The 14,785-nt window shown below is 57.0% G+C and carries 14 protein-coding genes; 12 read left to right on the forward strand and 2 right to left on the reverse strand.

Features of this window, described 5'->3' with window-relative positions:
* Window positions 1-136 precede the first annotated feature (136 nt).
* The 3 genes from fabA to ACR0DG_RS04945 are packed head-to-tail and all read left to right on the forward strand — an operon-like array spanning window position 137 to window position 2,704.
* The gene (gene fabA / locus ACR0DG_RS04935; protein ID WP_480517532.1) at window positions 137-646 is read left to right on the forward strand and encodes a bifunctional 3-hydroxydecanoyl-ACP dehydratase/trans-2-decenoyl-ACP isomerase; all 510 of its coding nucleotides are present in this window, start codon (window positions 137-139) and stop codon (window positions 644-646) included.
* A gap of 31 nt (window positions 647-677) precedes the next feature.
* Window positions 678-1,907 carry a beta-ketoacyl-ACP synthase I gene (gene fabB, locus ACR0DG_RS04940; RefSeq protein WP_480694847.1) on the forward strand — a complete coding sequence of 410 codons (1,230 nt, stop codon included), beginning with the start codon at window positions 678-680 and terminating at the stop codon, window positions 1,905-1,907.
* A gap of 5 nt (window positions 1,908-1,912) precedes the next feature.
* Entirely contained in the window at window positions 1,913-2,704 is a 792-nt protein-coding gene (locus ACR0DG_RS04945; protein ID WP_480694849.1) for an enoyl-ACP reductase FabI, read from the forward strand.
* A gap of 272 nt (window positions 2,705-2,976) precedes the next feature.
* On the opposite strand, the gene ACR0DG_RS04950 is transcribed toward ACR0DG_RS04945, so the two are convergent.
* Window positions 2,977-3,405 (reverse strand): FKBP-type peptidyl-prolyl cis-trans isomerase, encoded by a 429-nt coding sequence (locus tag ACR0DG_RS04950; RefSeq protein ID WP_480694851.1) that lies wholly within the window; start codon window positions 3,403-3,405, stop codon window positions 2,977-2,979.
* Between the two features lie 126 nt (window positions 3,406-3,531).
* Between ACR0DG_RS04950 and ACR0DG_RS04955 the strand changes: the two genes are divergently transcribed.
* From ACR0DG_RS04955 to ACR0DG_RS04995, 9 genes are all read left to right on the forward strand, one after another.
* Window positions 3,532-4,218 (forward strand): haloacid dehalogenase type II, encoded by a 687-nt coding sequence (locus ACR0DG_RS04955; protein WP_480694853.1) that lies wholly within the window; start codon window positions 3,532-3,534, stop codon window positions 4,216-4,218.
* The gene (locus ACR0DG_RS04960) at window positions 4,218-5,045 is read left to right on the forward strand and encodes an alpha/beta fold hydrolase (RefSeq protein ID WP_480694855.1); all 828 of its coding nucleotides are present in this window, start codon (window positions 4,218-4,220) and stop codon (window positions 5,043-5,045) included. The genes ACR0DG_RS04955 and ACR0DG_RS04960 overlap by 1 nt, the downstream gene beginning before the upstream one ends.
* Window positions 5,042-6,016: a threonine ammonia-lyase gene (locus ACR0DG_RS04965; protein WP_480694857.1), complete on the forward strand. Its 975-nt coding sequence runs from the start codon at window positions 5,042-5,044 to the stop codon at window positions 6,014-6,016. The genes ACR0DG_RS04960 and ACR0DG_RS04965 overlap by 4 nt, the downstream gene beginning before the upstream one ends.
* A 59-nt stretch (window positions 6,017-6,075) precedes the next feature.
* Complete coding sequence (gene pcaD, locus ACR0DG_RS04970; RefSeq protein ID WP_480694859.1) at window positions 6,076-6,864, forward strand: 3-oxoadipate enol-lactonase; 789 nt, start codon at window positions 6,076-6,078, stop codon at window positions 6,862-6,864.
* 15 nt (window positions 6,865-6,879) lie between these two features.
* Complete coding sequence (locus tag ACR0DG_RS04975) at window positions 6,880-7,605, forward strand: alpha/beta fold hydrolase (protein ID WP_480694861.1); 726 nt, start codon at window positions 6,880-6,882, stop codon at window positions 7,603-7,605.
* A 67-nt stretch (window positions 7,606-7,672) separates the two neighbouring features.
* Complete coding sequence (locus tag ACR0DG_RS04980; RefSeq protein ID WP_480694863.1) at window positions 7,673-8,872, forward strand: TCR/Tet family MFS transporter; 1,200 nt, start codon at window positions 7,673-7,675, stop codon at window positions 8,870-8,872.
* 81 nt (window positions 8,873-8,953) lie between these two features.
* Window positions 8,954-10,048, forward strand: coding sequence for a Zn-dependent alcohol dehydrogenase (locus tag ACR0DG_RS04985; protein WP_480694865.1), 1,095 nt, complete (start codon window positions 8,954-8,956; stop codon window positions 10,046-10,048).
* Window positions 10,049-10,071: 23 nt separating this feature from the next.
* Window positions 10,072-11,304: a mandelate racemase/muconate lactonizing enzyme family protein gene (locus ACR0DG_RS04990; RefSeq protein ID WP_480694867.1), complete on the forward strand. Its 1,233-nt coding sequence runs from the start codon at window positions 10,072-10,074 to the stop codon at window positions 11,302-11,304.
* Between the two features lie 109 nt (window positions 11,305-11,413).
* The gene (locus ACR0DG_RS04995) at window positions 11,414-11,701 is read left to right on the forward strand and encodes an ArsR/SmtB family transcription factor (RefSeq protein WP_480695009.1); all 288 of its coding nucleotides are present in this window, start codon (window positions 11,414-11,416) and stop codon (window positions 11,699-11,701) included.
* On the opposite strand, the gene ACR0DG_RS05000 is transcribed toward ACR0DG_RS04995, so the two are convergent.
* Window positions 11,698-14,694 (reverse strand): ABC transporter transmembrane domain-containing protein, encoded by a 2,997-nt coding sequence (locus tag ACR0DG_RS05000; RefSeq protein ID WP_480695011.1) that lies wholly within the window; start codon window positions 14,692-14,694, stop codon window positions 11,698-11,700. The two genes, ACR0DG_RS04995 and ACR0DG_RS05000, sit on opposite strands and share 4 nt — an antisense overlap.
* Window positions 14,695-14,785 lie beyond the last annotated feature (91 nt).

The raw sequence follows: 14,785 nt of genomic DNA on the forward strand, positions 1-14,785 counted from the left end.
AATTTCAAATGAAATTCATTCGCAAAGAATAGACTGAACACAACAGGATGTGGGCCGCCGCTCTTGCAGGACCTTGCTAACGGGTGCTAGACGAGGCCAGATTAAATGAACGAACCCCGGCAGGAGAGGCGGCAGAATGGCCCAATTCCCGAGCAGCTTTGACAAGGATGATCTGCTGAAATGCGCCCGTGGCGAATTATTCGGCCCCGGCAATGCGCAGTTGCCCGCCCCACCAATGTTGATGATGGACCGTATCACCGATATCTCGGCTGATGGTGGTGAACATGGTAAGGGCCACGTACTGGCCGAGTTCGACATTACGCCTGACCTATGGTTCTTTGACTGCCATTTTCCGGGCAACCCGATCATGCCCGGCTGCCTTGGTCTTGACGGATTGTGGCAGCTTACAGGCTTCAATCTGGGTTGGCGTGGCTGGCAGGGGCGCGGCATGGCCGTCGGTGTGGGCGAGGTCAAGCTGACCGGCATGGTCCGCCCGGACCGTAAGATGCTGACTTATAAAATCGATTTCAAAAAAGCGATCCAGACGCGTCGCCTGACCATGGGTGTCGCAGACGGAATCGTCGAAGCGGACGGTGAAATGATTTACGACGTCAAGGACATGAAAGTCGTTCTGTCCGAAGCCTGAGCCTGATGGGCTCGAAATAAGGAGCACGCACATGCGTCGAGTAGTTGTCACCGGTTTGGGGATTGTCTCCTCCATCGGGAACAATGCCGCAGAGGTTTTGGCCTCACTCAAATCCGGAAAATCCGGCATCGAAGCCAATGAGCAGATGATTGAGCACGGCTTTCGCAGCCAGATCGCCGGGTCGCTGAAAATCAACGTAGCCGAACATGTGGACAAGCGGACCCTGCGGTTCATGGGGCCCGGCGCGGCCTACGCCCATATTGCAATGAGCCAAGCGATTGCGGATTCCGGTCTAAGCGAAGATCAGGTCGTGAACCCACGCACGGGGTTGGTGGCCGGTTCCGGCGGTCCCTCGACCAGTGCCATGCTGACGGCTCATCAGACCGTTCTGAAGAACGGTGCGACGAAACGTATCGGCCCGTTTGCGGTACCCAAATGCATGTGCTCAACCATTTCCGCAAACCTTGCGACCGCATTCAAGATCAAGGGCATCAACTATTCGATCACCTCGGCCTGTTCGACTTCGCTGCACTGCATCGGTAATGCAGCAGAACAGATCATGCTGGGTAAGCAGGACGTTATGTTTGCAGGCGGCGGCGAGGAACTGGACTGGACTCTGTCCTGCCTGTTCGACGCGATGGGCGCGATGTCGTCCAAGTACAACGACACGCCCGAAAAAGCCTCTCGTGCCTTTGATCAGGACCGCGACGGTTTCGTGATCTCGGGCGGTGGCGGCATCGTCGTGCTTGAAGATCTGGACCACGCGTTGGCACGCGGCGCCAAGATTTACGCCGAGGTAACCGGCTATGCGGCCACATCCGATGGCCACGACATGGTGGCCCCATCAGGCGAAGGCGGCGAACGCGCGATGCGTCTGGCGTTGTCGACCTTGCCCGAAGGGCGAAAGGTTGACTACATCAACGCCCACGGCACCTCGACCCCAGTCGGTGATGTGGGCGAGGTCGAAGCAGTGCGCCGTATCTTTGGCGAAGGCAACGTGCCGCCCATTTCGTCGACCAAGTCGATGACCGGCCATGCGCAGGGTGCGGCTGGCGCGCTAGAGGCGATCTTCTGCCTTTTGATGCTGGACAACGACTTTATTACGCCGTCGATTAACGTCGACACTCTTGCCGAAGGCATTCTGCCCGGTGAAATTGCAACTCAAGTGGTTGAAAACGCGGGTTTGGACAGTGTGATGACCAATAGCTTTGGCTTTGGTGGCACGAATGGATCCATGGTTCTGTCAAAGTTTAACGGGTGAATGTGATGTCGGATCTTCTTAAAGGTAAACGCGGCCTGATCATGGGCGTGGCGAACGACCGCTCGATCGCTTGGGGTATCGCCAAGGCCATGCACGAGGCTGGCGCTGAGCTGGCTTTCACCTATCAGGGCGAGGCATTCGGCAAAAGGTTGGAACCTTTGGCCCAAAGCCTCGGCAGCGATTTCATGGTTGATGCGGATGTCACCGATGACGACTCGCTAGATCGGGCTTTTTCGGAACTGGGCGAACGCTGGCCGACGATTGATTTTGTGGTTCACGCAATCGCTTATTCAGACAAGTCGGAACTGACGGGTCGGTTTCTGAATACGACGCGCGCGAATTTCAAACACTCGATGGATGTGTCCGCGTACTCGTTTATCGAAGTTGCACGGCGCGCGTATCCGCTGATGAAAGACAATGGCGGTACGCTTTTGACGCTGACCTATCAGGGATCGAATCGTGTTGTACCGAATTACAACGTGATGGGCGTAGCGAAGGCTGCACTGGAATCGGCGACGCGTTATTTGGCCAATGATCTGGGCCCCGAAGGGATTCGCGTCAACGCAATCTCGCCCGGCCCAATGAAGACGTTGGCCGGTGCCGCAATCGGCGGTGCGCGTAAAACCTACAAGTTCTGCGATAACAATGCGCCAATGCGTTCGAACGCGACGCTTGAGGCCGTTGGCGGGACCGCAGTTTACCTGACCTCGGATGCTGGGGCTTGTACGTCGGGGGAGATTATCCGCGTCGACGGTGGTTTCCATGTGCTGGGAATGCCGCAACCAGATTTCATGTGACCTGAACTTTCCCTGCCGGTGCCCAGATTTGACCATCTTTCACCGGCAGAGATATCGGCATGAGCAAAGCCGATCACATACTTGAAAGCAACAAGCGCAGTTCGCGGTCCAGACGCAAACCGGGTTTTTTGACTGTACGCGGGCGCTTGGCGCTGTTGGTGCTGACAACACTATTGATTTTGTTTGTGTTTTTCACACAACCGCAAATCCGTACAGCCTTTGTATCGTGGGCCAGCCTGGCTGCGGGCTAACCCACTCTGACTGCCAAACGGTCAGTTGATTGAGACGACTTCAATGTCAAAAATCAGGTCCTGACCCGCCAACGGGTGGTTGGCATCCAGAGTTACAGTTGCCTCGTTGGCTTCAACGACTGTAACCGGCATAACCTGACCATCCGGTGTCTGCATCTGAAGTTGCGAACCCGGCTCCAGCGGGATGTCATCGGGGATGCCCTCGCGCGGGATGTCCTGCCGCATGGCCGGATTGATGGGGCCGTAGGCATCAATGCAGGCAATCTCGACCCGCTTCTTATCGCCCACTGCCAGACCCGGCATGGCACTATCCAGTCCCGGTATGATCTGGCCGGATCCGACCACAAATTCCAACGGGTCCCGCCCATCCGAACTGTCGAATACGTTCCCGTCCAGCAACGTCCCGGTATAGTGAATGCGAACAGTGTCGCCCTGCTTGATTGCGGTCATTTTGGCCTCCGGCCTTCAAAGAGTTGAACGGCCAAACCTACGGTCTGACACGTCTTTGTAAACCCTTCCCTCTTTTAAGCGCCGCAGCGTTGTGCAAACCTGCGCCCGACCGAGGGAGGGGATGAAATGCCGATTACAACTTGTGTTTTTGATGCATATGGCACGCTGTTCGATGTTGCCGCTGCGGCCCGTCAAGCTGCGACCGAGCCGGGTTTTGAAGCTTTGCAAGACAAATGGCCCGAGGTGGCGAACCATTGGCGGCTGAAGCAGCTGCAATACACGTGGCTGCGCGCGGTTGCGAATGCGCATGCGGATTTCTGGGACGTTACACAAGACGGCTTGGACTGGGCACTGGAAGCCGCCGGTTTGGACGGCGACGCAAAACTGCGGCAACGCCTGCTTGACTTGTATTGGGAACTGCAGGCCTACCCAGAGGTGCCCCAGATGCTTGCCGCCTTGAAAGCCGGAGGATTGCAGACCGCAATCCTGTCAAACGGTTCACCGCCGATGTTGGACGGTGCAGTGCAGTCGGCTGGCATAGGCGATGTGCTGGATGACGTTTTGTCTGTCGAGAGTGTCGGCGTCTTCAAACCGCACTCAACAGTCTACGACCTTGTTCAAAAGCGTTTTGGCGGTTCACGTGACGAAGTTCTGTTCGTCAGCTCAAACGGATGGGATGCGGCTGGCGCCAGTGGATACGGCTTTGTCACCACTTGGGTGAACCGTGCAGGCGAGCCGATGGACCGGTTACCGTGGAAACCCGCACATGTTCTCTCGGACCTTACAACCATTCCGCAGATCGCTGGACTCTGATGCCTTTTTTCAAGACCTCAGACGACATCAACCTGTATTTTGAGGACACGGGCACGGGAAAACCCGTCCTGTGTCTTGCAGGTTTGACACGTAATACCCGCGACTTTTCCTTCCTCGCCCCGCACCTTTCGGACATGCGCATGATCGCCATGGATTATCGGGGACGTGGTCAGTCGGACTATGATCCTGACTTCATGAACTACAACGTTTTGCGCGAATCTCACGACGTGGTCGAATTGCTGGATCACCTCGGACTTGATCGGGTCACCGTTATAGGAACATCGCGCGGTGGGCTTATCGCGATGGCTTTGGCCGCCAGTCATCCCGAACGCCTATCGGGGGTCGTACTGAACGATGTGGGGCCCGTACTTGAGCTGTCGGGTATCGCAAAGATCATGGACTATGTCGGCAAGCAACCCGCGGCAAAAACCTACGACGAGGCCGCGCTTGCATTACAGCATCTGATGGAGCCGATGTTTCCCGGCGTGTCCCTGACGCGTTGGCAACAGCAAGCCCGTATTCAATACGAAGAAACCGCGCAAGGCCTTCGGATGCGATATGACCCTGCCCTGCGCAAGGCTTTGTTGGAGCAGGCTGCGGCAGGGGCAATCCCCGACATGTGGTTGTTTTTCGAAGCGCTGAAAGATATCCCGACGGGCGCTATTCGGGGACAGAACTCTGATATTTTGGGAAAGGACACTCTGACCCAGATGCATGTAAGACACCCCGGCCTTTTGTCCGTCGAAGTACCGGATCGCGGCCATGCGCCATTTCTGGATGAGCCGGACTCTCTTGACCTCATTCGAAAGGTATTGGACGCCGTATGAGCACGCTGGACATGATCGAAGCCGCTGCAACCCGCTTGGATGGGCACGCGCGGATGACCCCTCTTTTGACCTCTCCGTTTCTGGATGAACTGGCGGGTCGACGAGTGCTTGTGAAACCGGAATGCCTGCAGCACACGGGCAGCTTCAAATTCCGCGGGGCATGGTCGGCAATTTCGGCGCTCAGCGCTGCGGATCGTCAACGCGGCGTGATCGCCTATTCTTCGGGGAACCACGCGCAGGGCGTGGCTTATGCCGCGGCACTGCACGGGATTTCTTCTGTCATCGTAATGCCGTCGGATGCACCGCAACTTAAGATCGAAAATACTCGTGCCCTGGGCGGAGAGGTCGTTTTGTACGACCGCGCCAACGAAAGCCGTGAAGACATCGGCGAGGCTATTGCCGCCGAGCGCGGTTTAACCTTGATCCGACCCTATGACGAACCTCAGGTTATCGCAGGGCAAGGCACTGTTGGCCTTGAGATCGCCCGCCAAGCGGCGGAAATGGGCGTTCAAAACGCCGACGTTCTGGTCTGTTGCGGGGGCGGAGGCCTGACATCAGGGATCGCCCTGGCGCTTGAGGGACATGCCCCCGGTCTGCGCGCCCGCCCGTGTGAGCCAGAGGGCTTTGATGACGTCAAACGTTCGCTTGCTGCCGGTCGCATTCAAAGCAATCCAGCGGCTTCCGGCAATATCTGCGATGCGATCCTGACCCCACAGCCCGGAGACATTACTTTTCCAATTCTCAACCGATTGTGCGGGCCGGGCCTTTCGGTGTCAGAAGACGAGGCATTGCACGCAATGGCCCTGGCCTGCCTCCGCCTCAAGATCACCCTTGAACCTGGTGGAGCCGTTTCGCTTGCATCGGCACTGTTTCGCAGTGACGAAATCAAAGGGGACGCGGTGATAGTGGTGGCGTCTGGCGGGAATGCCGACCCAGCGATTTTTGGCAAAGCGCTGGAATTCCTGACCTGACCGTCTGCGATGTGTCGGGCAGATTGGCGGCTTCTACGGGGATGAACGGAGATCATACAATGCAAATTGCAGGTTTCGGCGATGTGCAAATCCATTACCAGATCGACGGAGATCCCGACGGACCGCCCATTGTTTTCGCCAACTCACTGGGGACAGATCTGCGCCTTTGGGATGCGATATTGCCGTTTTTGCCCGCGGGTCTTCGGATCGTCAGATTCGACAAGCGGGGACACGGGCTGTCCTCGGCGCCAACAGCACCATATTCGATGGGATCACTAGTACGTGACGCAGAACGCCTGCTGGATCACCTTGAGGTGCGCGACTGCGTGTTCGTGGGCCTTTCGATCGGCGGCTTGATTGCACAGGGCCTCGCAGTCAAACGACTTGACCTGATCCGCGGTCTTGTCCTCTCAAACACGGCTGCCAAAATCGGAACCCCTGCGATGTGGCAGGACAGGATGGACGCAGTTCAGGCGGACGGTATCGAAGCGTTGGCCGACGCAACCATGACCCGTTGGTTTTCCAAGGATTTCCTTGCCTCGCCCGAGCATTTGCTTTGGCGCAATATGATGGTCCGTCAATCGCAGCACGGTTATGTGGGCTGTTGCGCCGCAATCTCAGGCACCGATTTCTACACACCGACAAGCGGCCTGCGCCTGCCAACCTTGGGAATTGCGGGCAGCGAGGATGGCTCTACCCCGCCCGATCTGGTAAGAGAGACCATTGATTTGATCCCGGGCTCTCGCTTTGAATTGATACGCCGAGCGGGACACCTGCCATGTGTTGAACGCCCCGCCGAATATGCCGATCTGTTGCGGGCGTTTTTGACCGAAATCGGACATATATAAAAAAGGAGCAAAGCTGTGGCGGAATTCCTTTTGGTTCATGGATCGTGCCATGGAGCGTGGTGCTGGCGCGATCTGATCCCCGCGCTCGAAAAGTTGGGGCATACGGCACGCACTATTGACATGCCAAGCCACGGTGCCGATCCGACACCCATCGGCGATGTGACGCTTTGGAATTGTCGCGACGCCGTGCTGTCGGCAAGCACACCGCAAACTATCATCGTCGGCCATTCCTGGGGTGGTTACCCGATAAGCGCGGCCGCTGAGGAAAACCCCAAAGCCATGCGTGCGCTGGTGTACCTCTGCGCTTACGTTCCGCGTGACGGGCTGTCGATGATCGAAATGCGAAAACAATCCCCGCGGCAAACCATTGGGGATGCGGTTGAAAAGTCGGCTGATGGGCTGTCATATTCCGTAAAACCTGACAAGGTTCAGGGTCTTTTTTATCATGACTGCGCACCGGAAATTACGCCATACGCCTTTGCCCGCCTGTGCCCACAGGCGATCGCGCCGCAAGACACCCCCCTCCCCTTAGGCGAAAATTTCTCAAGCGTTCCAAAGGCCTATATTCGCACATTGGATGACCAAACGATCCCAACCGAGTATCAAGAACAAATGAGCCACAGTGTTCCAGCGCACATGCGCCACAACATGAACAGCGGGCATTCACCGTTCTTCTCGCACCCCGCCGAGCTTGCAGGCGTCCTGAGCACGATTGAAAACGCGCTCACCACGCAAGACTGACCACGGATGTCTTTGACACGCGACCGCGTCTAACTAGAGTAACCGAAATCACCAATCTGCGGTTTTCATGCGCCTGCCCTATTTCTTCGTTCTGCTGACAGTCATGATCGATGCCATGGGCATAGGTCTGGTGCTGCCAATCATGCCGGAACTCATTGTCGAGGTTCAGGGCGGAACGCTTGCTAGCGCAGCGATTTGGGGCGGTGTCCTCAGTACCGTATTCGCGGCGATGCAATTCGTATTTGGCCCGGTGCTCGGCAATCTCTCGGATGCGTATGGGCGTCGAATTATCCTTCTGGTGTCACTGTTTGTGATGTCGCTGGACTATGTTGTGATGGCTATGGCAGGCAGCATCTGGCTGCTGCTGGTAGGTAGAGTTGTCGGCGGGATCACAGCAGCCACACACGCAACTGCAGCCGCGTTCATGGCGGATGTATCGAAGCCTGCGGAAAAGGCCGCGAACTTTGGCCTTTTGGGCGCCGCCTTCGGTGTGGGCTTTGTGCTGGGCCCTGTGATCGGAGGTCTACTGAGCGAATATGGCACCCGCGCGCCTTTCTGGGCCGCGGCCTGTTTGTCGGGACTGACGTTTGTGTTCGGCCTGTTTGTCATGCCAGAAACAGTGACCGACAAAACACGCAGGGCATTCAGCCTGAAGCGCGCAAACCCGATCAATTCCCTGCGTGCAATCGCTGCTTTGCCAGGTATTCGGCCCCTTCTGTGGGTGTATTTCCTCTATTCCGTTTCGATTTATGTCTACCCTGCCATCTGGGCTTACTTCACCACCGAACGGTTTGGGTGGTCACCGCAGATGATCGGCCTGTCCCTTGGGGTCTATGGCATCGGCATGGCGGCTGTTCAGGGCGGGTTGATCCGCCCCGCCACCAGATACCTGGGCGAACGGGTAACGATTATCTACGGGATGGGTTTCGAAATTCTCAGCTTCCTTTTGCTGGCATTTCTGACGAACGGGTTCATTGCCCTTATGCTGATCCCAATCACCGCTCTGGGCGCGGTCGTTACGCCAGCACTTCAGGCCATGACGTCCCGCGCCACGCCGGATTCGCAACAGGGCGAATTGCAGGGCGTTCTGACATCCCTTCACGCGCTTTCAATGGTGATTTCGCCTCTGCTCATGACCAGTGTCTTTGCCCATTTCGCCAGACCCGGAACTGGCATCTACTTACCCGGTGCCCCGTTTTTGCTGGCTATGGTTCTGATGGTCATAGGCTTTGCCCTGTTTATCAAAGCACGCAACGTAAAGGCCTAACAACGACATATCCGTGACGGTTTCCGCCTTGCGATACGCTTTCTAGCACGCCACCGTGGTCCAAAGCGAGCGAGGGAAGCAATGCAAACAATCAAAGCCGCCGTCTGCAGGGCGTTTGACGAGCCTCTGATCATCGAAGACGTGCAAATCGCACCTCCGGGGTCTGGCGAGGTTGAGGTGACACTGGACGCCGTCGCCATCTGTCACTCGGACATCTCATATGCCAGCGGCGCGTGGGGTGGATTTCTGCCGGCAGTTTATGGGCACGAGGCCGCAGGCGTCATCACGGCCGTCGGATCATCCGCCGGTGATTTTGAGGTTGGCGACGCGGTGGTTGTGACACTGATCCGCGCTTGCGGGTCCTGCCCATCCTGCGCGGGGGGCAAGCCAACAATCTGCGAAACGCCTTATGACACGGTCAAGGGGCCACTGCGCACGTCCGATGGTGGGCCGCTCGAGCAAGCTATGGCGTGCGGCGCATTCGCGGAAAAGGTTGTGGTCAGCCATCGACAGATCGTGAAAATACCCGAGACCATGCCAAAAGACGTGGCAAGTTTGTTGTCCTGCGGGGTGATTACGGGCGTCGGCGCAGCGGTAAACGCGGCTGGTCTTCGTCCGGGGCAAGACGTGGTTGTGATTGGTGCGGGCGGTGTCGGACTGAACGCAATCCAGGGCGCGCGCATTGCCGGAGCACGGCGCATAGTGGCCGTCGATATGACGGAGGAAAAGCTGGATATTGCGATGGAATTCGGGGCAACGCACGGCGTGCTTGCGACCTCTGGAACGCCGTGGAAAGACGCCTACAAAGCTTTGGGCGGGCGCGGAGCAGACGCTGTTCTGATCACCGTTGGTGCAATTCCAGCCTATGACCAGGCACCCAGATATCTGGGACCGGGCGGTAAGGCGGTCATGATCGGGATGCCTCATTCCGGTGATACCGCAAATTACGAACCGGTAATTCTGGCCGCGCTGGGTCAGGGTTTGGTCGGGTCCAAAATGGGCGACGTTGTCATCCAGCGGGATATCCCGTGGATGATCGACTTGTACGAACAGGGCCGCTTGAAACTGGATGAGCTGATCTCGGGCCGTTGGTCATTGTCGCAAATCAATGATGCGATCGCTGATACCAAAACCGGATCAGCAAAAAGAAACGTCATCGTCTTCGACAGAACCTGACAAGACGCGCCGGAGGAGATGCCATGAAGCTGCAGGATCTGGATATCATCGTCACCGCACCGCCTGCCCCCGGCTGGGGTGGGCGCTATTGGATCCTGGTCAAGGTCACGACGGACACAGGCATCACGGGCTGGGGTGAATGCTACGCGTCATCGGTCGGCCCCGACGCGATGCAACATGTCATTCGCGACGTTTTCGAACGTCACATGCAAGGTGAAAACCCCGAGAACATTGAACTGATGTTTCGTCGGGCATATTCCAGCGGCTTTACTCAGCGCCCGGACCTGACCGTGATGGGGGCCTTTTCCGGGCTCGAAATCGCGTGCTGGGATATCCTAGGGAAAGATCGTGATCGCCCAGTTTATGCGCTGCTGGGTGGGCTGATGAACGAGCGTATTCGGTCCTATACATACCTCTACCCCCTACCGCATCATAACCTGAACGACTTTTGGACCGCCCCGGATCAGGCCGGGGAATGCGCGGCCGAGATGGTGCGGCGCGGGTACACCGCTGTCAAATTCGATCCGGCCGGGCCTTATACGATACGTGGCGGGCACATGCCCGCAATGTCCGACATTTCGATGTCCGTTGCCTTTTGCAAGGCGATCCGCGAAGCCGTCGGCGACAAAGCGGACCTGTTGTTTGGCACCCATGGGCAGTTCAACACGGCCGGTGCGATCCGGCTTGGACAAGCGCTGGAGCCGTTTTCCCCGCTCTGGTTCGAGGAACCTACGCCACCGGACATGATCGCAGACATGGCACGCGTTGCTCGCAACGTCCGCATTCCTGTTGCTACAGGCGAGCGTTTGACGACAAAGGCCGAGTTCAGCGCTGTCTTGCGGGCGGGTGCCGCCGAAATCCTGCAACCTGCTCTGGGCCGCGCAGGGGGCATCTGGGAAATGAAGAAAGTTGCCGCCATCGCCGAGGTTTTCAATGCGCAGATGGCGCCTCACCTATATGCCGGACCGGTTGAATGGGCGGCGAACATTCACCTGGCGGCGTCGATACCAAACATCCTTCTGTTAGAGACCATCGAAACGCCGTTCCACGACGCGCTGATCAAAGGGTGTCTAAAGGTTGAAGATGGGTTCGTTACCGCCCCAACCGCGCCCGGGCTTGGTATCGAAGTTGACGAGGATCTTGCCCGTGCGCACCCCTATCAAGACACCGGACTACACCTGCAGATGCAGGAAGATCCCTGTGATTATGTAAATGGTAACGCGTTTCAAGGTGGTGCCCCTGCAACCGAGGGGTGACAACCGCCCGCAATCTGAGGCATATTACAGCGACCCCCTAGTTGCAGGCAGGCCCGCAGTGACGCTCAAGGAAGATGACCTTCAGACCAAGGCAGATGCTTTGTCCGATATGCAAGACAGTGCCGCGCGGGCGGCAACGTTTCTAAAGGCATTGGCGCACGAAGGGCGTCTTATGATCCTGTGCCATCTGGGAGATGGCGAAAAATCGGTGGGTGAGCTGGAAAAGCTGCTCGATATCCGACAGGCCGCGGTCAGCCAGATGTTGGCACGGCTGCGTGGCGAGGGGCTGGTTTCGACCCGTCGCGACGGCAAGACGATCTACTATTCCCTGCAGGACGGAAATACAGCCCAAGTGATCGGGCTGCTTTATGACCTGTTCTGCAAGCCGCAGCCTTAATTCGACACATACCCGGCGATGACTTGAAGCAGTTTGAAGGCTGTGGCGGCATCGTTTTCGACAACGGCCAGAAACTCTTCTTCACCTATCCGCAAACAGGACAGGTTGGTTTCCGCGATCATGCTGAGCGCCCGAGGTTCCTTGCGGATAAGCCCCAATTCTCCAACCAACGCACCCGATCCGACGGTCGCGATCAATTGATCCGGTCCGCTTTGTTGCGGAAGGTACAATCCTGCTTCGCCGTCCAGAATCACATAAGCCCCATCGGTCGGCTGATCATCCTTGAGGAATACGATTTCGCCCGGTTTGGCATCGAACCAACGTGCCCCAAACGCCAGCAGGCGTAGCTGTCGACGATCAAGGCCCGAGAACAAGGGGGTCTGCTCCAGCGCGCGTAGTTTGCGCGCCAGATCTGCCGAAGCGGCGCTGTCTTCTTCCACGTCCGAAGGTCCTTCGTCTGACACCACCCGCCCCTGTCGTATTTCGAAATACGCGTCGAAAACATCCGGGTTGTCGAACTGTTCGTTCAGGTAGATTACCGTCGTCTCGGGCAGCAATGAGCGCAAGTTCTTATACACCGCAACCTGTGTCGCCATGTCATAGCTGGCCAGCGCATTGTCCAGAACCAGAATGTCGGGTTTCTTGATGGTCGCCCGTGTAAACGCTAAGGGTTCTGCGAATACGGCTGGCAAATTCTGCCCCCCCAATGCAACAGGCACATCGTAGATCAATTCGACAACCAGCGGGCGCGCACCGTTCTGGTCCAAAACGTCCACGATCAGTTTTCGAACCTCATCGGACCGTGCGCCTCCGATCTGGCTGACTTTACCAAAAAGCGCGTTCTCCATCACGGTCAGGCCGGGGGCGAATTCTGAGGCATCAAGCGGAACAAACACATCGTGCAGCGTTTCCAAAAGCTTGTCAGAATGGCTGTGACGCAGCTCGAGGATGCGGTTTTTCAATTCATCCGAAAATGCAGGGCCAATTTGTTCGGCCGAAATGACCACTGGAACCGCCAGCAAATTGGCAAGCTGTTCGTCGTCCAACCCCGAGACACCTTCGTCACGGGTGCGTTCCAATAGCTCTATCGCGCTTTCATAAGTCTGCGCTTCGAGACCCAATTTTCGGAACAGCGGGTGGTCGGTACCATCCAGTCCAAAGATCTGCCGTAGCATATCGACCACATCGCGGGTCAGGTTGACCAGTGTTTCGTCCAGACCCAACTCGCGCAGTTGTCCCAGAAACACCGATTGCTGCGCCAGCAATTCCTGCGTAACCGGAACGCGCGGCGTTGCGAACAACAGGTTTTCTGCCACCGGAAGGGCTGGGTTGTAACAGCAGCGGTCAAAAATCAACGCTTGCTGCTCGAGGCCGGCGTCGTGAACGGCCTTTTGAATAACAGGGCGCAGCTCGACCAGTTTCTGGGCAAGTGCCAGATGATCATCCGCTTCGAATACCTGTTCCGCCCCGCGCTGGAACAAGGCGGGGCCCGAACCCATGCCGTCGATCAGGTGCAGCCACCAGTCACGCAGCGCACCCGCGTCCTGCACTCCGGCCAGAGACGGGTTCAACCACTCGGCCTTGAACGGGTCCGCGCTGTTTCCGGCGCGTTGGGTTTCCGCAAAGCCGGGATCGTCTGTCTGCGCGGTCAATGGTTTGAAACGCATGGGCATCATGACGTTGTCGCCTAGCGTTCCCTGAAACATGATCGGCCGAGACGAAGCATAGCCAATCCGCGCCGCGATAGTGCTTTGATGCAGTCCCGACAGACTTTCCGACCCGATTTCCAGACGACCAGATGTTGGCAGTATTTCACGCGTCAGCAATTCAGCAATCGCGCGCCTGTCTTCCTCGCTGGGCGCCGCTATACCAATTGTCTGCCCTCCGGCAAATGTCAGGTTCAGGTCATCCAGCACCTGGTTGCCATCCATATCCCGAACCGAAACATGATCCAGAACGATGTCGCTGTTCAGACGAGGCTGCTCTGCTGGTTCCTCTTCAAACAGTTTTTCATCCACCATACCGGGCGGGGCAAACCGTTCGATGACAACGTCCCAGCGCAAAGACATGTCCTGTGTCTGGTTGTAATAAGTCAGCAGTTCTTTCCAAGGAGAGCTCAGATCCTTGTAAGCCGCCAATGCCGCCACCAAGGCACCCAGCGAAACAGATCCCTGCAGGACAAGCACACCACCCACCAGATAGAACATGAAAGGCGTCAGCTGCGAGATGAAGTTGTTTATGAACTTCATAAAGAACTTCTTCTGATAGATTTCAAACCGAATTCCGAACAAGCGCCCGAGCTGGTCAGAGATCATCGCGCGCCGGTAACGCCACCCGCCATTGGTTCTGAGTGTCGAAGCCCCGGCAGCGTTTTCACCGATTTGCGCCGCCAGTATTCGCACCTCTTGGATGCGTTCCTTGTTCAGCAAGTTGATTTGCCGCTGAAGTTTGGGGATCAACCAGGCCTGCAGCGGAATAAGAGCAACCGCCGCCAAACCAAACCAAACACTTTGCAGGAACAGGAACGACAGAATCGTGATCATCTGCCCCGCCTGCAAAACGGGCTGGCTGATTGCGTCGCCCATCAGACCGCCCATCGGTTCACTTTCCGCCGTGACCATGGACACCATCTCGCCCTGACTGACCCTTTCGAAATAGGGCTGCGGAAAGCGCAAAGCGCGGCTGATCAACTGGTACCGAAAACGGCGCAGCATGCGTTCGCTCAACACGCCTTTCATCGTGTTGATCCGCATTTTCATCAACCCGTGGGCAAGAACTGCCGCAAGAAATGCGAAACACAGGATGATCAGAAATGTCATCTGTGGCAGATCAAATCCAAAAACGCGCACCACGGGGCTGGCCGCACCAATTGCATCGTTGATAATCCGCTTGGGCAGCTCCAGCGTCAGATACAGCAGCGGGAACAGGGTCGAGGTGACGGCCAGCAAAATCAGCTGGTCGCGTTTCGAATATTTCCAAATAAATCGGAAGATTGTGCGTTCTATGGAACCTGCCCCTATAGCGGATCAATGACCCGATCTTGCCGTATGTGTCGCAAATCCAACACCCCGAAGTTACCGTAAT

Source organism: Ruegeria sp. BG8 (assembly GCF_056538325.1).